Origin of the sequence: Prevotella sp. P5-64 (assembly GCF_002251285.1) — a bacterium.
In the GTDB taxonomy this organism is placed as follows: domain Bacteria; phylum Bacteroidota; class Bacteroidia; order Bacteroidales; family Bacteroidaceae; genus Prevotella.
The window spans coordinates 19,533-38,113 of the sequence record NZ_NPJK01000030.1; the positions used below are offsets into that span (position 1 = coordinate 19,533).

Below are 18,581 nucleotides of genomic sequence, written 5' to 3' on the forward strand. Positions count from 1 at the left end.
TACTGTTGCCTCTATGATTTCACTTGCTGCATATAGTCAGCAGATGTATGACCGCACAGGTTCTCCCATTGGTCGATATGACCATGGGAGAATCTATAATAGGTATGGCTCTTATGAAGGCAGAGTAGATTCTAATCGTTTCTATGACCGCGCTGGAAGTTACCTGGGCTGCACACGAGATGACAAGTTTTATGATCGTTCAGGGAGTTACATCGGCTATTGCAAAGATGACAAGTATTACGACAAATCAGGGACATATATAGGCAGCATTCGCAATGGGTGCGTATACAACCGTACTGGTTCTATAATAGGTGCTTTCTCTAACATTCCTTACAATATAGCTGGCATTGTGTTCTTATACGGCTTCTATTTGCTACGATAGACAAATTATACGTATAAAACATTTAGACGAGAGGGGCAAACTCTTCAACTTTGCAAAAAATAACACATTAATAATAACTATGAAGATATTGCATACAAGCGACTTGCACATAGGTAAACGAGTCAACGAATACTCCATGCTTGATGAACAGAAGTTCATTCTTGAACAGATTGTCACCATCGCAGAAGCCGAGCAGCCAAATGCCATCATTCTTGCCGGCGACATCTATGATAAGAACATTCCCTCCGCGGAGGCTGTCACGCTCTTTGATGATTTTCTGGTTTCGCTTGCCCGACTGGGTAAGAACATATTCATCATCAGCGGCAATCATGATTCTGCCGAGCGCATCTCCTTCGCTTCTCGCATTATGGAAGTAAGCAAGGTCCACCTCGCGCCTGTTTATAATGGAAATATACAGCCCATCATTCTTAAAGACAAAGATACCGACGTGGCATTCTATTTGCTACCTTATATTAGACCATCTCTTGTATCACACTACGCAGATGACAACGATCATGAAAAAATCAAGACCTACGATGACGCCATGCGGTATGTTATCCAGCATCTGAACCTGGACGACTCCCGACGCAATATCCTTATTACCCACCAATTTATAACCAATGCAGAACGTACTGAGTCAGAGGACATTATCGTTGGAGGTCTCGACAATATTGACGCTTCAACCTTCGAGAAGTTCGACTACGTTGCACTCGGGCATCTTCATCGTCCACAATTTTGTGGGAAACAGAATATCCGTTACAGTGGTTCTCCGCTTAAGTACTCGTTCTCTGAAGTCAATGACAAGAAGTCAATAACCATAATAGAGTTCAATGGAAACTCTCCCATCAACATAACAGAGAAGTATCTTACACCTCTACACGAATGGTACGATCTGCGCGGCACTTACGACGAACTGACGGCAAGGGATTTCTATGCGGATACAGACCTGCAAGAGGCATACGTACGCATCACCCTTACCGATGAAGACGACATCCCTGATGGTATGCGACGCCTTAAAACCATATATCACCGACTGACTGAGCTACGGTATGACAACAAGCGTACGAGAGCAGGGCAAACACTCATTGGGAAACCTATGAATGTCGAGGAACTCAATCCTGCACAACTTTTTGGCGATTTATTTGAGAAACAAAATGCTCAGCCACTCTCTGAAGAACAAAGCCTTTATCTCAATAACATCATCGATCAAATCTTTAATAAACGGTAATACTATGCGCCCACATATTCTTACGATATCAGCCTTTGGGCCTTACGCTGGAAAGGTAGAAATCAACTTTGACAAGTTTGGCTCTAACGGTCTTTTCCTTATAACCGGTGATACTGGAGCAGGAAAAACCACTATATTCGATGCCATCACATATGCACTATTTGGCAAGGCAAGCGGAGTAGACCGCGAGACAACCATGCTACGTTCTACATATGCAACTCCAGACACCTCAACTTTTGTGCAATTGCACTTTGAGTATGGAGGAGTTAATTATACCGTGACACGCTCTCCGAAGCAAGAGCGCCCCAAAAAGCGCGGTAAAGGAACCGTTATGCAGGACTCTGAAGCAACGCTACAGATTGACAAGCAAGCACCTATTACTGGCATCACTCCCGTAGACGATAAACTTGTAGAGATTTTAGGAGTCACTTTTGAGCAGTATTCGCAGATAGCCATGATAGCTCAGGGGCAATTTAGGGAGGCACTTGTTGCCGACACTAAGGATAGAGCGGAAATTTTCCGAACTATCTTCAAGACAGGAGTGTATCTTGATTTACAGAAAAGACTTCAAGAAGAAACCAATGCAATAGACATACAGGTTCAAGACAAACGCAAGAGCGCCCTTCAATATGTCGATGGGGCGACTTGTCTGGCTACGAACGAATTGGCTGCAGAACTTAATAGCGCCAAGATGAAGGTCAAGAATAACGAAATGACTATGGTTGACATGTGCCAGTTGATTGAGAAGATTATCAAAAGCGAAGGGAATCTACAAAAGGGCCTATCGGCTGAAAGCAAAGTGCTGCAGCAGAGAATTTTCGACATTGACAAGGAATTGGACAAAGTTCAGGATTATTCTACTAACAAGCAGAAGCACGACATGGCTATCGCTGAAAAGATAAACCGCGAAAAGAATATAAAGCCTACACTTGACAAGGCATTTGAAGATGCCAAGGCCCGCCAAGCAGAGATAGATGCACTGGCTAACGAGATTCCCCAAATGGAACTTCTTATGCCTAAATACGCAGAATTGACCAAGGTTGCAGCAGGGCTGAAAGATAAGAACAAGGAAATTAACGACATCAGCGATAAGCTGACGAAAAGCAACTCCGATTATGCCTCTCTAGAGCAAAGCATAAAGAAGAAGGAAGGGGAGCTGAAAAACATCAAGGAACCTGGTGCCGAGCTATCCAAGTATAATGCAGATAAGACCCAATTGGATGCTGACAGCGAGCAACTGACTGCGCTAAAATCAGACATTGAGGCATATATAGCAGATAAAAGCGAAATACCGCTTATGCAAGAAAAGGTGAAAAGCGCGCAAGAGGATCACAAGAACGCCGAAACGGAGTACAACCTGAAATATGACCTGTTCATTGCAGAACAAGCAGGTTATCTGGCAGAAAAACTTACAGAAGGAACTCCATGTCCCGTATGTGGCTCTACACTCCATCCATTGCCAGCAGTCAAGGCACCCGAGGCACCAACGAAAGCCCAGCTTGACACGATGGAACAGCATAAGGATCGTTTGAAGGCAAACGTAGAAAAACTTACAAACGAGTTGGCAGGGAAGACTGCCTCTATTCAGACCAAGAAGGAATCATTGACGTCTCGCATTACCACAATATTGCCTGGGGTAGATCTAAATGACGCGACCATAGCTATTGCCAATAAGCTAAAGGCAATCGCAGAAGAGATTAAGATTATAGAGACCAAATTGGCTACGCTTAATGTGCAATGCAGGCGCAAGGAAACACTTGAGAAGGAATTGCCTGAAGACCGGGAAAAGCTACATTCTCTTACAGAAACTAGATCCCAACTCATAGCCAAGAAATCCTCTGCAGAGACTGCCTATAACGCGGAGACCGAAAAGAAGGAATCCCTTCGCAAGGAACTAGTATACGCATCAGAGAAAAAGGCAAGAAACATACTATCTGATAAGAAGAAAAGAAAAATAGAACTGGAAAACGCCATCGAAGACGCAAAGCAGAAACTACAGACTTATGACAAAGAGCTCGCAACTCTCAACGGCAACATAGAGCAGCTGGCCGAGTTAATCAAAGATGCACCAACAACCAACGTAAAGAAAGCACAACAGATGAAAAATAGCCTTGAGGCAGAGAAGAAAACCAAGGACAAACTGGTTTCTCACCTGATAGCCAACAAGACCATCAATGAAGGCATAATAAAAAAAGTCAATAAGACTATTGACGACCTTGCTGCGTTGGAGCATGAGTATCAGATGAAGAAGGCTCTCTCTGACACAGCCAATGGCAAACTCACAGGAAAGGAGCGCATCAATCTTGAGACTTATGTGCAGATGGCATACTTTGACCGTATCATACAACGCGCCAACACCCGCCTGATGGTGATGTCTTACGGCCAGTATGAGCTTCGACGCCGCACCACGTTCAGCGGCAATGGCCAGACCGGACTCGAACTCAACGTGCTCGACCACTATAATGGTACGGAACGTGATGTGTGTTCACTCTCGGGCGGCGAAAAATTCATGGCGTCACTGTCACTGGCGTTTGGATTATCCGACGAAATTCAGGCGGCTGCAGGAGGCATCCAACTTGATACCATATTCGTAGACGAAGGCTTCGATTCGCTCAGCGACGGTTCTCTTCTGCAAGCTCTCAAAACCCTCTATGAACTCGCTGATGAAAATCGCCTGATTGGCATCATCTCACATGTAGCTGAGCTCAAGAAGATTGACCGGCAGATTATTGTTTCCAAGGACAATCAGAATTATAGTCAAATCAGTTATAAGTATTGACCAGCTTCCTAATAAAAATCATCATTTAAAAGAATAATTATGGTCAAGACATTATCATATGAGACCGAGACACTGAAACGACAGGATAAAGACTAGGTTGTTTCTATAAAAGACTTGTTTAGCAACAGGCATCTAAAAGTCTTTCTGATGTATGCTTGGAACTTATACCAATAACTCTAGAGGCGAATGCCAATAAGGCTTGTTCATTTACGGTTATTACGCATAATTATCAACCACATTGAGACTATTAGCAGCCCACTACAACTATAAAATGACTAATATGAAAAAAGGCGTAGCCTGTTTACAGTATTATAAGTCGCCTTGCGGAGAGATGGTATTGGCTTCTGTTGATGATGAATTGTGCCTATGCGACTGGAACGACATGCCTTGTTCTGAGCGCAATATGAGACGAGTCATGCGGATGATGCGTGTACAATTTACAAGACGCAGTTCGAATGTTATACAACGGGCCATGGGGCAACTGGATGAATACTTCACAGGAAGCCGCATGACCTTTGACATCCCATTGCATCTCTGCGGAACCGAGTTTCAGAAGCGAGTGTGGCTGTCACTGCCCTACATTCCTTACGGAGAGACCAGAAGCTACAAGGACATTGCCGTAGGCATCGGTCAACCGAATGCCGTGAGAGCGGTGGCACAGGTCATCGGAGCCAATGCCATCTCCATCCTCGTTCCTTGCCATAGAGTAATCGGATGCAACCATACTCTGACCGGTTATGCCGGCGGACTGGATGCCAAGAAGAAACTACTGGAGTTGGAGCGTCGAGAGTCATTCACGCAGCCATACTTGTGACGCCAAGCAAATGCCAACTCATATTGTCTTTTATCACCCATAAATTATTGCCAAACTAAACCAAACTTACCGCGATGGCTTTTGTGGGGAAATGGGGGTTGGAATTATTTCTTTCAGGCTGCGAAATAATCGGTTCCGGGTCTGAATTCATAGTTTCGCCTTGTGAAACTGATTTTACGATGACTATACTATAGAATTGGCATCGCTGTGACAGGAACTGCCTTACGGCGCAGAAGACATCTTTCATGGTATAGGTCAAGTTTTTGGCCATATTGCTTGCATATTTCAAGGATTTTTTAGAATTTTGTAAAAAGGTATTGCCGAACGAAGTTTCGGTGCATGCACCGATGACTTGCAGCCCTGTATGGCTGACTTCGGGCATACCCAAATAAAATCCAAAGAACACGCGAGAGAATATGCAGATACTATTGGCCAATGCAAAAATCATGTTTGATAAGGCGGAGAGACCACCTCTCACTACCCCACTCTTCCAATCGACCGCCGACACTCTGGCTGCCGAAATGGCGAGAATGGACGTGGACGAACTGGCACGCCAACTGGACTGCAGCCACAAGATAGCTGCCGAAAACCTGAAGCGATATCACGCCTATGCCAGGGCGACCAAGCTCCCAGCGATACTTGCCTACAACGGGCAGGCATACAAGCACCTCAGAGCTGCCTCACTGGGCGAAGAAGCGCTGATATATGCGCAGAAACACCTCTGGATAACATGCTTTCTCTATGGCATACTTCGTCCCATGGATGGTATCGTGCCCTATCGCATGGAGCATTGTGTATCATTAGATGCCACCAATGACAAGCCGGTCAATCAGTTTTGGAAAGACAGGCTGACAGAGGTGATCATAGACAGCGTGAAGAGGGACGACGGTATTCTGATACACCTCTCGACCGAAGAATATGAGCATCTGTTCGACTGGAAGAGAGTCTGCCAGGAGGTAAGAGTCATCCATCCCTTGTTCTATGTGCGACAGCGAGACGGCCGTCTCAAGATGCAGGCCGTGTGGGCCAAGTCGTGCCGTGGAGCAATGGTAAGATACATAGCTAACAACCAACTGGTCAGCCCTGCAGAATTGACCACATTCAGTTACGAAGGATTCGAATACGCGCCCCACATGGGCGACGAGGCCTTCCCCCATTTCGTCAGAGAACTATAACCCAATACACCACAACCATGACTATAGGAGATAAAATTCCAGAGATTCTTGGCATAGACCAAGACGGACACGAAATTAAAGCGAGCGACTATCGCGGTCGCAAGATAGTGCTTTACAGCTATCCCAAAGCCAACACCAGCGGATGCACAGCCGAAGCCTGTTCGCTGCAAGCGCACAAGGAAGAGCTGGCTGCCGCCGGCTACGAGATTATCGGCGTAAGCAAGGACAAGCAAGCTCTCCAGAAGAAGTTTGCCGATGCCCACGGCCTGCAGTTCCCTCTCATTGCCGACACTGAGACCACCCTGCTGCAGCAGCTCGGCTGTTGGGGCGAGAAGGTAGCTTGTGGCCGTCACACCATCGGCATCCTGCGTACTACGTATCTCGTAAACGAAGAGGGCATCATCGAAAAGATTTTCACTCCCAAGGAAATCAAGACCAAAATACACGCCGAGCAGATACTTGACGCTATCAATGCCGCCGAGTAGCATCGCCCAGCGATGGCGGTCGGTGGTGGCTTCTGTCATCGTCTGCCTGAATGGGCATGGCGAGTTAGCCTTCGTCATGACCAAGTCCGTCGCCGTGGCAGCATAAGCGAGCGGAAACAGGAGAGCAGCCATCTCGACAAACGCAAACGTGCGCTGCGGAAAGGCAAACGAAACCCTTGAGGGCATATTGCATGTCATGCGAGCGGCTGAGACAATGGCGCCGTAACCAACTCTAACAAAAAGCATTATGGACATCAAAAAGATTATAAACCCATGGACGGGTATGGAAGGCTACAACTGCATCGGCTGTGCCCCAGACAATCCCTTCGGCGTACACCTCTGTTTCTATGAGGACGGAGAGGACATCATAAGCAAGTGGAAGCCATCAGCCAACTATCAGGGGTGGCTCAACACCCTGCATGGAGGCATACAGGCGCTGCTGCTCGACGAAGTATGCGGCTGGGTGGTCATGCGCAAGCTGCAGACCACCGGTGTGACATCGAAAATGGAAACCCGCTACAAGCGGCCAATATCGACAGACGACACGGAGCTTACCATCAGGGCACACATACGCGAGCAGAGGCGCAACATCGTCGTCATCGACGCGACGCTCACCGACTCGGCCGGCAACATCTGCACCGAAGCCACTTGCACCTACTTTTCCTTCCCTCGCGAGAAGGCTGAAAGTGACATGCACTTCGTATCATGCAAAGTGGAGGGCGAAGAGTAATGATACAACAAGTGGAATTTGCGCTCGCCGCCAAGCACCGCGGATGTCACCTCGTGACCCGCGAAATCATCGACAGGCTGCCCAAGCCGCTCCCCAAGGCCGGGCTGCTCAATCTCTTTGTCAAGCACACCTCCTGCGCACTAAGTATCAATGAGAATGCCGACCCCGACGTGCGCTCGGATATGGAGAAAATCATGAACCACATCGTCAGGGAGAACGAGCCTTACTACGACCATGTGCTGGAGGGTGCCGACGACATGCCGGCCCATGCCAAGAGTTCGCTCTTTGGCGTCAGCCTCAGCATCCCCATCACCGACGGAAGGCTCAACCTCGGTACGTGGCAGGGCATCTATCTCTGCGAGTTCAGAGACTATGGTGGGCCGCGGCGGATTGTGGCTACTATATATGAATAGGTATAGCAGAGAGCTGTAGACCCATGCCACCAACATAGAAGAACAGATAACTCAAACATCTACTAAATAATGAAAGCATATACATATATCGAAAAAGGCAGATTTGCCCTGACCGAGAAACCGAAACCATCGATACAGGAGTCTACCGACGCTCTGGTGAGAGTAACGCTGAGCAGCATCTGCACCAGCGACCTCCACATCAAGCACGGCAGCGTGCCGAGAGCCGTTCCGGGCATCACCGTAGGCCACGAGATGGTGGGAGTGGTCGAGGCTGTGGGCAAGGATGTGAACAAAGTAAAGGTCGGCGACCGCGTCACGGTCAACGTAGAGACGTTCTGCGGTGAGTGTTTCTACTGCAAGCATGGCTACGTGAACAACTGTACCTCACCCAATGGCGGTTGGGCCTTGGGATGCAGGATAGATGGCGGACAGACCGAATATGTACGCGTTCCGCTGGCCGACCAAGGGCTAAACCGCATTCCGGAAGGCGTATCAGACGAACAGGCATTATTCACTGGCGACATACTTGCCACTGGCTTCTGGGCTGCACGTATCAGCGAAATATCCGAAGACAACACCGTGCTCATCATCGGAGCCGGCCCAACCGGTATTTGCACACTGCTCTGCGTCATGCTCAAGCACCCCAAGCGCATCATCGTGTGCGACAAGTCGGAAGAGCGCCTCGCCTTTGTTAAGGAGCATTACCCCGATGTGCTGCTTACCGTTCCCGAAGACTGCGAGGACTTCGTAAGATTCCATAGCGACAACGGTGGCGCCGACAGAGTGCTGGAAGTGGCTGGAGGCAAGAATACCTTCGCGCTGGCTTGGAAATGCGCTCGTCCCAATGCCATTGTCACTGTCGTGGCACTCTACGACGAACCTCAGACCCTGCCCCTACCTGATATGTATGGCAAAAACCTCACCTTCAAGACCGGTGGCGTAGACGGATGCGACTGCGAAGAGATACTCCGTCTCATCGAGCAAGGCAAGATTGACACCACGCCGCTTATCACTCATCGCTTCCCCCTCGGCGAGATAGAAGAGGCGTACCGGATATTCGAAAACAAGGAAGAGGGCGTGATAAAAGTAGCGATTTATAGCCCCGACTGTGAGCGTTGACCGCTCTATAGTCCGGGGGGCTGTCCTCGGCTGCCGCAAGATTATGTCCGCAATGTACCCTGGTCGTACATTGCGGCTTTTCTTTGATATCACCCCGCCCCATAAGCACTATAACATCCGCAGAGGAGGCTGGGCAAGATGTGGAGAAATGACTTTTTAGGGTATCCATCAACACTTTTTTCCTCATATCAAGCGTACGAATAATTATTTTTAACTAAATTTGCAACGCTAATAATTATGATTGCGATATGATTACATTCCCCTGCGCCAAGATTAATCTTGGTCTCAATATTGTAAACAAGCGGAGCGACGGGTATCATGAGCTCCAGACGGTGTTCTACCCCACTAAGCTCACCGATACCTTGGAAATCAAACGCATGGATGACGAATTTCCCATAGACACTGCATGCGACCTCAAAATCTATGGTATCCCCGTTGCCTGTAACGAGCAAAACAATCTGGTAGTCAAGGCATACAACCTGATTGCCCAGGACTACGACCTTCCACGCATCCACGCCCACCTCTTCAAACAGATACCATCTCAGGCAGGACTTGGAGGTGGCTCGAGCGATGCTGCTTACATGATACGTCTGCTGGACGAGCGGTTCAGGTTGAATATGGGCAATGCAGAGATGGAGCGCTATGCAGCCAGATTGGGTGCCGACTGCGCATTCTTCATCACAGCCGAGCCGTCGTATGCCACGGGTATCGGAGAGATACTCGAACCGACCGACGGGCCATGGGATGCGCTTGAAACCTACTACATAGGTATCGTCAAACCAGACATTGCCATCTCTACGAAGGAAGCCTTTGCCCACATTGTCCCACAAATGCCAGCCAAGTGTTGTCGCGACATTGTCAGACAGCCCATCGAGACTTGGCGCGACGAACTCACAAACGATTTTGAGAAACCGCTATTTGCCCTGCATCCCGAACTTGCCGACATCAAGCAGCGCCTGTATCAGGAGGGAGCCATCTATGCACAGATGAGTGGCAGCGGCAGTGCGTTCTTTGGCATCTTCGACCGCAAGGTTGACATCGGTCGTGCGTTCGATGGCATGTTCACTTTCTTTGACAAGCTCTGAGACACGACAATGAAAGACAATCGATACGAACTGTTCCCCATCGTTGACGAAGAAGGCCACTTCCTCGGCACCATATCCAGAGGCCACGCCCACGATGGCTGCAAGATACTCCACCCAGTGGTCCATCTGCACGTAATCAATGACAACGGGGACATATACCTCCAGCGCCGTCCCGAATGGAAGGATATCCAGCCTGGAAAATGGGACACCGCATGCGGAGGTCATGTTGACTTGGGCGAACACATCGAAGACGCCCTACGCAGAGAGGTAAAAGAAGAGATAGGTATAAGCGACTTTGTGCCGGAGTTCGTCACCCGCTACGCCTACGAAAGCACGACCGAATACGAGTTGGTCAACGTCTATTTGTGCCATTATCGCGGCACGATTGTCCCTGACCGCGACGAGCTCGACGGAGGTAGATACTGGAGCATCCATGAGATAGAGCAAGCCATCGGTAACGGCATCTTGACTCCTAACTTTGAAAGCGAATACGTCACTTATCTCCAACCTTACCTCGTTCATCATAAGAGAAAATAACCACGGAATGAATTAAAATATGTTTTTTTTCTCTGATTTGAATGTTTATTAGTAACTTTGCACGAGTTTAGACAATAGAAAACATAAGATATTCGATTATGAGTAAACAAGTAGAAAAGATCAAAGAGCTGATTGCGAAGCGCGAGCAAGCACGTCTTGGAGGTGGCGAAAAGGCAATCGAAAAGCAGCATGCACGTGGCAAATATACAGCTCGTGAGCGTATAGACATGCTCTTGGACGAAGGCAGCTTCGAGGAGTACGATATGTTCAAGCTCCACAGATGCCACAACTTCGGCATGGACAAGAAGCAGTATATGGGCGATGGTGTGGTTGCGGGAAGCGGAACCATCGACGGTCGCTTGGTGTATGTATATGCACAGGACTTCACTGTAAATGGCGGTTCTCTCTCTGAGACCATGGCACAGAAGATTTGCAAGGTGATGGATATGGCTATGACTATGGGAGCCCCCGTTATCTGCATGAACGACTCTGGTGGCGCCCGCATCCAGGAGGGTATCTGCGCGCTTGCCGGATATGGCGAGATTTTCGAGCGCAACATCCTTGCATCAGGAGTAGTTCCCCAGATTAGCGCCATTCTTGGTCCCTGCGCCGGTGGAGCCGTATATTCACCCGCTCTTACCGACTTCATCATCATGAAGGAGCAGACCAGCTATATGTTCCTTACCGGCCCGAAGGTAGTAAAGACCGTTACAGGCGAGGACATTGACGCCGAGCATCTGGGAGGTGCCAGCGTACATGCCACCAAGAGTGGTGTGACCACCTTTACCGCAAAGACCGAGGAGGAGTGCATGGATATGATTAAGGCACTGCTGTCTTACATTCCTTCCAATAACATGGAAGAAGCACCTAGATGCGAGTGCGACGACCCCATTGACCGCAAGGCCGACCTGCTCAACGAGATTATCCCCGAGGACCCCAACCAGGCCTACGACATGTACAAGGTCATCACAGCCATTACCGACAACGGAGATTTCTTTGAGGTTCAGCCCAAGTTCGCCAAGAACATCATCACCGGCTTTGCTCGCTTCAACGGCCAGAGCGTGGGTATCGTAGCCAACCAGCCTTCTGCATACGCTGGCGTGCTCGATGTAAACGCTTCTCGTAAGGGTGCACGCTTTGTACGTTTCTGCGACGCATTCAACATTCCAATCGTATCACTGGTAGACGTACCCGGTTTCCTTCCTGGTACAGGACAGGAGTATAATGCAGTAATTCTGCACGGAGCACAGTTGCTCTACGCTTACGGCGAAGCTACAGTGCCAAAGATTACCATCACACTGCGCAAGAGCTATGGTGGTTCGCACATCGTAATGGGTTGCAAGCAGCTGCGTGCTGACCTCAATTTCGCATGGCCTTCATCAGAGATAGCCGTAATGGGTGCCAGCGGTGCAGTAGCCGTATTGTGCGCCCGCGAGGCCAAAGCCAAGAAGGAGGCAGGCGAGGATGTAAACGCATTCTTGGCCGAGAAGGAAGAGGAATACACAGAGATGTTTGCCAATCCGTATCAGGCAGCCCAGTATGGTTACATTGATGATGTGATTGAGCCTCGCAACACCCGCTTCCGTATATGTCGCGGTCTGGCTCAGCTGGCTACCAAGAAGCAGTCATTACCAGCAAAGAAACATGGCTGTATGCCAATGTAATCAAAGGAGAAACGAATATGGACAAAAATGTTTATGCTGCCATCGCCATGGCACTCTATGAATACAGCGGCAACAACGTGCATGACAAGGAGCCAGGTATCATTACCATCAAGCCACGTCACACTTTGTGGAATGCGAAGTTCTTAGGTGTAACACCAAAACCATAACAGACAAAATGAAAGAATTCAAATATACCATAGAAGGCAAAGAGTACGAAGTTACCATTGCCGCTATAGACGAGAACAATGTGGCTGACATCACCGTAAACGGCGAGAGCTACAAGGTACAGATAGAAAAGGAAGCCGAGCCTGAGAAGAAGAAGGTAGTGCTGGGACAGCCCGTAGAGGCAGCTGCCGACGACGCACCCGCAGCTACCAACGTGAACACTTCCAATGCTATCAAGGCCCCACTGCCTGGCACCATCACTCAGATTTGTGTAGAGGTGGGTCAGGAAGTAAAGGCCGGTGACACTCTGGTAGTGCTTGAGGCTATGAAGATGGCCAACAACATCGAGGCCGAGGCCGACGGTAAGGTTACTGCCATCTGCGTGAAGCCCGGACAGGCCGTACTGGAAGAAGACGCACTGGTTGTCGTAGAATAATAGAACAACAATACTACCGCCAAGAGGCATGGAGAGTCAGCAGACTGTCCATGCCTTTTTTCATTTATTTTCAGAAACTCCGTGATTATATTGGCAATAGCAATATCATTGGTTATGAGAAGCCTGAAGCCATTTCTCTAAACCGTCACGACAACCAGAGACTATGACGAGAAAGACAGCATCGCAATGAGGCGTGCGGCAGATTTCGCCATAACAGACGAGGCAGAGAAGGACGACGATGAAAGCCTGGCGGAAAAGTCTATCATGACAGCGACCAAGTATAAAGAAGAAGCGAAGTTGGAAATAGAGAAATTGTGATTGGAAACAATGATTGCAAAGCGCGAAATGACCGTATCACAGTTTGAAATAAACTATAAAGCCATCAGGAGCATGTTGCCTTTACGACCTTGCACAGAGCTGCCATCCGCTGACGACGCGACACTATGTTCGTCGGAGTAGCTCTCTGCCTACACGATGCTAAAATCGCCGGATTCCGGCACAGAAACGATGCCTCTGCTTGCACTGCCGGACACAATTCCCATGTCGAAAGCAAAGGCGGAGCGCACGACTATAATTGATGTTCCAGAAACGACCAAAAACGGCCCAAAGCAAGCAATTAACTGAAAATTAACCAATTTTAGGGTTGCTTTTGTTTGATTTTAGAAGAAAAAGGGTCTATTCCCGTTTTTTTTTCGTACCTTTGCAGCCAAATGTGGAAACACATAAAATGCATTAATACACATATTATGGCAAAGAAAGTACTATTCGTCAACCAGGAAATCAATCCTTACCTCCCCGAGTCCGCAATGTCAGTCATTGGCCGCGACTTACCTCGCATGACTCAAGACGCCGGCTTTGAGATACGCACATTTATGCCCAAGTGGGGCGTCATCAATGAGCGCCGTGGCCAGCTCCACGAGGTTATCAGACTGTCTGGAATGAATTTGGTCATCGACGACACCGACCATCCACTGATTATAAAGGTTGCGTCAATACCCACTTCAAGAATACAGGTATACTTCATTGACAACGAAGACTATTTCGCCAAGCGCCAGATGGCCATGGACGAAAGCGGCAATGAATACACCGACAATGGTCAGCGTGCCATCTTCTTTGCCCGCGGTGTGCTGGAGACTGTCAAGAAGCTCCGCTGGTCGCCCGACCTCATCGTTTGTCAGGGATGGATGTCGGCCGTCATTCCTTTCTATGTGAAAACCGCCTACCACGACGAGCCCACCTTCGCCAATACCAAGGTTGCCATGGCTTTGTATCCCAACGAGCTCAAAAACATACTCGGCGAGAACTTCAAGAAGACCCTCGAGTTCAAGGAGGCCAACGAAGAACTGCTGAAGCCATACGATGACCACTTTGACCTGATTGAGTTAGGCAAACTTGCCATCGACTATTCCGACGGAGTAATCGAGGGCCAGACACCTATCACCGAGTCGCTCATCAAATATGCAGAGGACAAGCAGCGTCCCCTGCTCCGCTATCCCGGAGAAGACTATGCCAAGGCATATACTGACTTCTTCGACACACTCATCTAATTACATGTAACAATCAATGAAGAAAATTGGATATACTCTCGGTCTGCTCATTTCGCTGATTACATTCGTCGCTTGTGACAACACCACCGACGACATCGGCCAAACCATCATCGGCGGCGCCGACATCGCAATCAAGACCGATACCTTCTCTGTTTCTACCCGCTCGGTACTTGCCGGCTCGGTACTTTCGCGCAACATCACTGCATACCTGGGAAAAGTAAGAGACCCCGAAACCGGCTCCTACGTTACCGGCGACTGCATGATACAGTTCAACTGCCTCGAAGGCTTCTCCTTCCCCAAGAAAGACAGCATCCGCAGTCTTGAGAACGGCGAAATCATTGCCGACTCTTGTGAAATCCGACTGTTCCCTTCAGGCTATTACGGCGACTCCATCACACCGATGAAGATGCGTGTCTACGAAATGGACAAGCCTATGAACGAGGGTAAGAACTACTACTCTGACTATAATCCCCACAACGAAGGTCTCATCGCGTCCAATGCTTATTCGGTAAGCAGACCCTATACTATCTACGACCAAAGTGAGGTAGACAGCATCAGAAACAACAAGTACTACCAGACCAACATCCGTGTATTGCTCAACGACAAATACACCGACCGCAACGGCAACCAATACAAGAATTATGGTACCTATATCCTGAGAAAGTACTTTGCCAATCCCGCCGACTTCAAGAACGACTATACGTTCATCCACAATGTGGTGCCTGGCTTCTTCTTTGAGAATACCGGTGGTCTCGGTTCGATGGCCTATATCGGCAGCAGTCAGCTCAATCTATATTTCCAATACGTATACAACGACAGTGTAATGAAAGGCGTCGTATCGTTTGCCGGTACTGAAGAGGTGCTGCAGACTTCGACCATCACCAACAGCCAGAACATCGCACAGCTGGCCAACGACAACAGCTGCACCTATCTGAAGTCGCCCGCCGGAATCTTCACCGAGATGACCCTGCCCATAGACCAGATATTCGCCGGTCACGACAAAGAGTATATCTCTTCTGCCAAGATTACGCTGAAGCGCATCAACAACACCACCACCAGCAAGTATGCGCTTGGTGCTCCGACCACACTGCTCATCATTCCCAAGTCGGAGATGCGCTCCTTCTTTGAGAACAACAAGATTGTAGACTACAAGTCGACGTTCCTGGCCACTTATACATCGTCTACCAACTCTTATACGTTCAACAACATCTCGGGCCTCATCAATCATCTCAACCAGAACCGCAACAATGCCGACTGGAACAAGGTGGTGCTGATACCGGTGTCGATTGCGTACAGAACAGATGCCACCACAGGCGGACAGACGATAGCCAGCGTGGTACACGACATGTCGCTGACCAGCACACGACTGGTCAAGGGTACAGACGGTGCAGACTCGCCAGTCAAGATAAGCATCATCTACTCTAAATTCAAATAAGAATGGCTGACAACTTCCTGGAACGTCATCGAGAGGAATACGAGAAAAGAAAACAAGCATGGCTTCGCAAGAAGAAGCACTTGCCCATGCTAAGCAATAAACCAAATAAGCCTGAAGACGAAAGTCTTTAGGCTTATTTGGTTATTTATTATGACTTGATGGTATATCGGGCAAACTTGAGCAGAAGCTGCTTGCGCCCTGTGTTCTCAAAATCTACTGTGGCCTTGGTATTCTCGCCAGTGCCATCAATCTGGACCACACGACCAACACCAAAACGCTGATGCTCTATGACTGTGCCCACGCTGAGAGCACAATCGGGAGCCGCGGGGGCGGACTGGGGTGCACCCGATGGGGCCACGGTTCGACCGCCATTGGACAGAGCCGACGAGAGTCGACGCAGATTGCCGCCACGCGCCACATACCTCTGCTTGAAGCCCTCGGAGAAGGGGTCTACAGCTGTCTCGGGCTGATGCGGACGGGTAATCTTGGGTTTCCGATCTGCCACAAACTGCCCTCCCACCGGACGGGAGTTCTGCCAGGAATCATCATCCCTACGACCATAACCACTACGGGCATGACCCTGATAGGCAGCGCCGCCACCAGAGTCACCTCGGCCCGACGAGACCACATCAAGAAACTCGCTCGATATGTCGCGGATGAAGCGGCTGGGCGTTGTCATCTCCATCTGTGAATACATCCAGCGGTTCTTGGCACTGGAAAGATAGCAATGCTTCCGCGCACGGGTGATGGCGACATAGAGCAGCCGTCGCTCTTCCTCCAGTTCCTTCAACGAGTTGGACGAGCGCAGACTGGGAAACAGCTTCTCCTCAAGGCCCACAACAAAGACGGTGGCAAACTCCAAGCCCTTGGCGGCATGGATGGTCATCAGACTGATGCGGTCATCATCGTTGTCGTCGGTATCGGCATCGGTCTGTAGCGACACCTGCTGTAGGAAATCAGGCAAAGACACGCGGTCGTCCTGGCCTTCCTCCTTTCTCGACTCGACAAACTCATTGATGCTGCCAAGCAACTCTTCAAGATTCTCCTGACGCGAGCGGCTTTCTATGTCGGTAGAACGGTAGAGGTCGTCGAACACGCCGCTCTGCCTTACAATCATATCGCCCAACTCATAGGCATCCTTATCGGCGAGGTGTTCCATAAAGCCCTCGATAAGCTGGACAAAAGCGCCGAGCTTGGCCATTGTGCCCCGGTTGATATCAAGTTGATAAGCGAACGGATTGCCCAGCACAGTCCAAAGACTCACACCACAACTCTGGGCACAAGAGATAATCTTCTGCAGCGTGGTATTGCCTATGCCGCGAGTCGGATAATTGATGATACGCTTGACGGCTTCTTCGTCGGCAGGGTTGACTACCACACGGTAATAGGCGATGACGTCCTTGATTTCCTTGCGTTGGAAAAACTCGGTACTACCCACGACACGATAAGGCATATTGTCGTTACGGAATTCCTCCTCGAAGATGCGGCTCTGCGAATTGGTGCGATACAGGATGGCAAAATCACGGTAGTCGCACCCCTCGTCACGCATAATGCTGCGTATGGTCTTAGCCACCACGGCAGCCTCTTCCCTATCGCTGTAGAGCTGGCGATAAGTGACCTTGTCGCCATTGTCGTTGCTGCTGAAGACATCCTTGTCAATCTGATACTGATTGTGCTTCATCAGACTGTTGGCGGCATTCACTATCTCGGGCGTTGAACGGTAGTTGCGCTCCAACTTGAAGATATGCACGTCTTTGTAAATACGCTGGAAATTGAGGATATTGTCAATCTGTGCACCTCGGAAGGCATAGATACTCTGGTAGTCGTCGCCCACTACGCATATCTTCTGGTTCTCGCTGGTGAGCAGCAGCACTATCTGCTGTTGCACCGAATTGGTATCCTGATACTCGTCGACCAGCACGTACCTGAACCTGTCGGCGTAGCGTCGGCAGATATCCCCGTTGTTTTTGAACAAGAGGTAGGTATGGATGAGCAAATCGTCGAAATCCATGGCGTTGGCCTGGCGCAAACGGTCCTGATATGCAGCGTAAATCTGATAAGTCTGGTCTACTTTGGCGAACCTGTCCCTGTCGCGCAACTCGATATCGTCGGCATACTGCTTGGGCAATATCAAGCGGTTCTTGGCCCTTGAAATTGCGGAAAAGATGGTCGCAGGGGCATATTGCTTATCATCCAGCTTCATTTCCTTGACTATGGCTTTCACCAGGCTCTGCGAGTCCTTGGTATCATAGATGGTAAAGTTGGGCTGGAAGCCGATGGCTTCTGCCTCGCGGCGCAGAATATGGGCAAAGGCAGAGTGGAAAGTTCCCATATTCAGATACCTGGCCCTATCGGCACCCACCAAGGCGCCAATACGTTCTTTCATCTCACGCGCAGCCTTATTGGTAAAAGTCAGAGCCAATATGCTCCACGGCTCGTAGCCCTGCTGCAGGAGATACGCTATCTTGTAGGTGAGCACACGTGTCTTGCCCGAACCTGCACCAGCTATTACCAATGAGGGACCATCGCTGTAAACCACCGCTTCGCGCTGGCTGTCATTGAGACTGTCAAGAAGTTTATCCATAAG

19 protein-coding genes are annotated in these 18,581 nt (G+C 49.3%); 17 read left to right on the plus strand and 2 right to left on the minus strand.

Annotated features, from left to right (window positions below):
• Positions 1-43: 43 nt before the first annotated feature.
• The 4 genes from CIK87_RS14815 to CIK87_RS05180 all read left to right on the plus strand — a co-directional run bounded on the left by CIK87_RS14815 (position 44) and on the right by CIK87_RS05180 (position 5,203).
• Positions 44-382: a 5-fold beta-flower protein gene (locus CIK87_RS14815; protein ID WP_371327111.1), complete on the plus strand. Its 339-nt coding sequence runs from the start codon at positions 44-46 to the stop codon at positions 380-382.
• Positions 383-461: 79 nt separating this feature from the next.
• Positions 462-1,610 (plus strand): exonuclease SbcCD subunit D, encoded by a 1,149-nt coding sequence (locus CIK87_RS05170; protein ID WP_094386086.1) that lies wholly within the window; start codon positions 462-464, stop codon positions 1,608-1,610.
• A 4-nt stretch (positions 1,611-1,614) separates the two neighbouring features.
• Positions 1,615-4,389 carry an AAA family ATPase gene (locus CIK87_RS05175; RefSeq protein ID WP_158216206.1) on the plus strand — a complete coding sequence of 925 codons (2,775 nt, stop codon included), beginning with the start codon at positions 1,615-1,617 and terminating at the stop codon, positions 4,387-4,389.
• A gap of 280 nt (positions 4,390-4,669) precedes the next feature.
• Positions 4,670-5,203 (plus strand): methylated-DNA--[protein]-cysteine S-methyltransferase, encoded by a 534-nt coding sequence (locus CIK87_RS05180; protein WP_094386212.1) that lies wholly within the window; start codon positions 4,670-4,672, stop codon positions 5,201-5,203.
• Between the two features lie 55 nt (positions 5,204-5,258).
• Here CIK87_RS05180 and CIK87_RS05185 read toward each other — a convergent pair whose 3' ends face one another.
• Positions 5,259-5,585 carry a hypothetical protein gene (locus CIK87_RS05185; RefSeq protein WP_144008121.1) on the minus strand — a complete coding sequence of 109 codons (327 nt, stop codon included), beginning with the start codon at positions 5,583-5,585 and terminating at the stop codon, positions 5,259-5,261.
• A 34-nt stretch (positions 5,586-5,619) separates the two neighbouring features.
• Here CIK87_RS05185 and CIK87_RS05190 point away from each other — a divergent pair, with 34 nt between their 5' ends.
• The 13 genes from CIK87_RS05190 to CIK87_RS05240 all read left to right on the plus strand — a co-directional run bounded on the left by CIK87_RS05190 (position 5,620) and on the right by CIK87_RS05240 (position 15,994).
• The gene (locus CIK87_RS05190; RefSeq protein WP_022311074.1) at positions 5,620-6,378 is read left to right on the plus strand and encodes a YaaA family protein; all 759 of its coding nucleotides are present in this window, start codon (positions 5,620-5,622) and stop codon (positions 6,376-6,378) included.
• A 17-nt stretch (positions 6,379-6,395) separates the two neighbouring features.
• Complete coding sequence (locus CIK87_RS05195) at positions 6,396-6,863, plus strand: peroxiredoxin (protein ID WP_094386092.1); 468 nt, start codon at positions 6,396-6,398, stop codon at positions 6,861-6,863.
• 253 nt (positions 6,864-7,116) lie between these two features.
• Positions 7,117-7,593, plus strand: a complete 477-nt coding sequence (locus CIK87_RS05200; protein WP_094386214.1) for a PaaI family thioesterase — start codon at positions 7,117-7,119, stop codon at positions 7,591-7,593.
• Entirely contained in the window at positions 7,593-8,006 is a 414-nt protein-coding gene (locus CIK87_RS05205) for a secondary thiamine-phosphate synthase enzyme YjbQ (RefSeq protein WP_022311077.1), read from the plus strand. Before CIK87_RS05200 ends, CIK87_RS05205 begins: the two co-directional genes overlap by 1 nt.
• 69 nt (positions 8,007-8,075) lie before the next feature.
• Positions 8,076-9,125, plus strand: a complete 1,050-nt coding sequence (locus tag CIK87_RS05210; RefSeq protein ID WP_094386094.1) for an alcohol dehydrogenase — start codon at positions 8,076-8,078, stop codon at positions 9,123-9,125.
• 248 nt (positions 9,126-9,373) lie between these two features.
• The gene (gene ispE / locus CIK87_RS05215; protein WP_094386096.1) at positions 9,374-10,210 is read left to right on the plus strand and encodes a 4-(cytidine 5'-diphospho)-2-C-methyl-D-erythritol kinase; all 837 of its coding nucleotides are present in this window, start codon (positions 9,374-9,376) and stop codon (positions 10,208-10,210) included.
• Between the two features lie 9 nt (positions 10,211-10,219).
• A complete protein-coding gene (locus CIK87_RS05220; RefSeq protein WP_094386098.1) occupies positions 10,220-10,747 on the plus strand; it encodes an NUDIX domain-containing protein in 528 nt (175 codons plus the stop codon).
• A gap of 98 nt (positions 10,748-10,845) precedes the next feature.
• The gene (locus tag CIK87_RS05225) at positions 10,846-12,411 is read left to right on the plus strand and encodes an acyl-CoA carboxylase subunit beta (protein ID WP_022311082.1); all 1,566 of its coding nucleotides are present in this window, start codon (positions 10,846-10,848) and stop codon (positions 12,409-12,411) included.
• 17 nt (positions 12,412-12,428) lie between these two features.
• On the plus strand, positions 12,429-12,578 hold the full coding sequence (locus tag CIK87_RS14475) for a hypothetical protein (protein ID WP_173823482.1): 150 nt from the start codon (positions 12,429-12,431) through the stop codon (positions 12,576-12,578).
• A gap of 8 nt (positions 12,579-12,586) precedes the next feature.
• Positions 12,587-13,012, plus strand: coding sequence for a biotin/lipoyl-containing protein (locus tag CIK87_RS05230; RefSeq protein ID WP_022311084.1), 426 nt, complete (start codon positions 12,587-12,589; stop codon positions 13,010-13,012).
• A gap of 186 nt (positions 13,013-13,198) precedes the next feature.
• Complete coding sequence (locus tag CIK87_RS14730; RefSeq protein ID WP_256388295.1) at positions 13,199-13,330, plus strand: hypothetical protein; 132 nt, start codon at positions 13,199-13,201, stop codon at positions 13,328-13,330.
• Positions 13,331-13,758: 428 nt separating this feature from the next.
• Positions 13,759-14,559 (plus strand): glycogen/starch synthase, encoded by an 801-nt coding sequence (locus CIK87_RS05235; RefSeq protein ID WP_094386216.1) that lies wholly within the window; start codon positions 13,759-13,761, stop codon positions 14,557-14,559.
• Positions 14,560-14,575: 16 nt separating this feature from the next.
• Positions 14,576-15,994 carry a DUF4270 domain-containing protein gene (locus CIK87_RS05240; RefSeq protein ID WP_094386100.1) on the plus strand — a complete coding sequence of 473 codons (1,419 nt, stop codon included), beginning with the start codon at positions 14,576-14,578 and terminating at the stop codon, positions 15,992-15,994.
• Between the two features lie 148 nt (positions 15,995-16,142).
• On the opposite strand, the gene CIK87_RS05250 is transcribed toward CIK87_RS05240, so the two are convergent.
• Positions 16,143-18,578 (minus strand): ATP-dependent helicase, encoded by a 2,436-nt coding sequence (locus tag CIK87_RS05250; protein WP_094386102.1) that lies wholly within the window; start codon positions 18,576-18,578, stop codon positions 16,143-16,145.
• Between the last annotated feature and the right edge of the window lie 3 nt (positions 18,579-18,581).

What these genes read in the sequence shown, in the direction of transcription:
- CIK87_RS14815 (WP_371327111.1), top strand. Translation starts at nt 44, where the DNA reads ATGTATGACCGCACAGGTTCTCCCATTGGTCGATATGACCATGGGAGA.
- CIK87_RS05170 (WP_094386086.1), top strand. Translation starts at nt 462, where the DNA reads ATGAAGATATTGCATACAAGCGACTTGCACATAGGTAAACGAGTCAAC.
- CIK87_RS05175 (WP_158216206.1), top strand. Translation starts at nt 1,615, where the DNA reads ATGCGCCCACATATTCTTACGATATCAGCCTTTGGGCCTTACGCTGGA.
- CIK87_RS05180 (WP_094386212.1), top strand. Translation starts at nt 4,670, where the DNA reads ATGAAAAAAGGCGTAGCCTGTTTACAGTATTATAAGTCGCCTTGCGGA.
- CIK87_RS05185 (WP_144008121.1), bottom strand. Translation starts at nt 5,585, where the DNA reads ATGCCCGAAGTCAGCCATACAGGGCTGCAAGTCATCGGTGCATGCACC.
- CIK87_RS05190 (WP_022311074.1), top strand. Translation starts at nt 5,620, where the DNA reads ATGCAGATACTATTGGCCAATGCAAAAATCATGTTTGATAAGGCGGAG.
- CIK87_RS05195 (WP_094386092.1), top strand. Translation starts at nt 6,396, where the DNA reads ATGACTATAGGAGATAAAATTCCAGAGATTCTTGGCATAGACCAAGAC.
- CIK87_RS05205 (WP_022311077.1), top strand. Translation starts at nt 7,593, where the DNA reads ATGATACAACAAGTGGAATTTGCGCTCGCCGCCAAGCACCGCGGATGT.
- CIK87_RS05210 (WP_094386094.1), top strand. Translation starts at nt 8,076, where the DNA reads ATGAAAGCATATACATATATCGAAAAAGGCAGATTTGCCCTGACCGAG.
- ispE (WP_094386096.1), top strand. Translation starts at nt 9,374, where the DNA reads ATGATTACATTCCCCTGCGCCAAGATTAATCTTGGTCTCAATATTGTA.
- CIK87_RS05220 (WP_094386098.1), top strand. Translation starts at nt 10,220, where the DNA reads ATGAAAGACAATCGATACGAACTGTTCCCCATCGTTGACGAAGAAGGC.
- CIK87_RS05225 (WP_022311082.1), top strand. Translation starts at nt 10,846, where the DNA reads ATGAGTAAACAAGTAGAAAAGATCAAAGAGCTGATTGCGAAGCGCGAG.
- CIK87_RS14475 (WP_173823482.1), top strand. Translation starts at nt 12,429, where the DNA reads ATGGACAAAAATGTTTATGCTGCCATCGCCATGGCACTCTATGAATAC.
- CIK87_RS05230 (WP_022311084.1), top strand. Translation starts at nt 12,587, where the DNA reads ATGAAAGAATTCAAATATACCATAGAAGGCAAAGAGTACGAAGTTACC.
- CIK87_RS14730 (WP_256388295.1), top strand. Translation starts at nt 13,199, where the DNA reads ATGAGGCGTGCGGCAGATTTCGCCATAACAGACGAGGCAGAGAAGGAC.
- CIK87_RS05235 (WP_094386216.1), top strand. Translation starts at nt 13,759, where the DNA reads ATGGCAAAGAAAGTACTATTCGTCAACCAGGAAATCAATCCTTACCTC.
- CIK87_RS05240 (WP_094386100.1), top strand. Translation starts at nt 14,576, where the DNA reads ATGAAGAAAATTGGATATACTCTCGGTCTGCTCATTTCGCTGATTACA.
- CIK87_RS05250 (WP_094386102.1), bottom strand. Translation starts at nt 18,578, where the DNA reads ATGGATAAACTTCTTGACAGTCTCAATGACAGCCAGCGCGAAGCGGTG.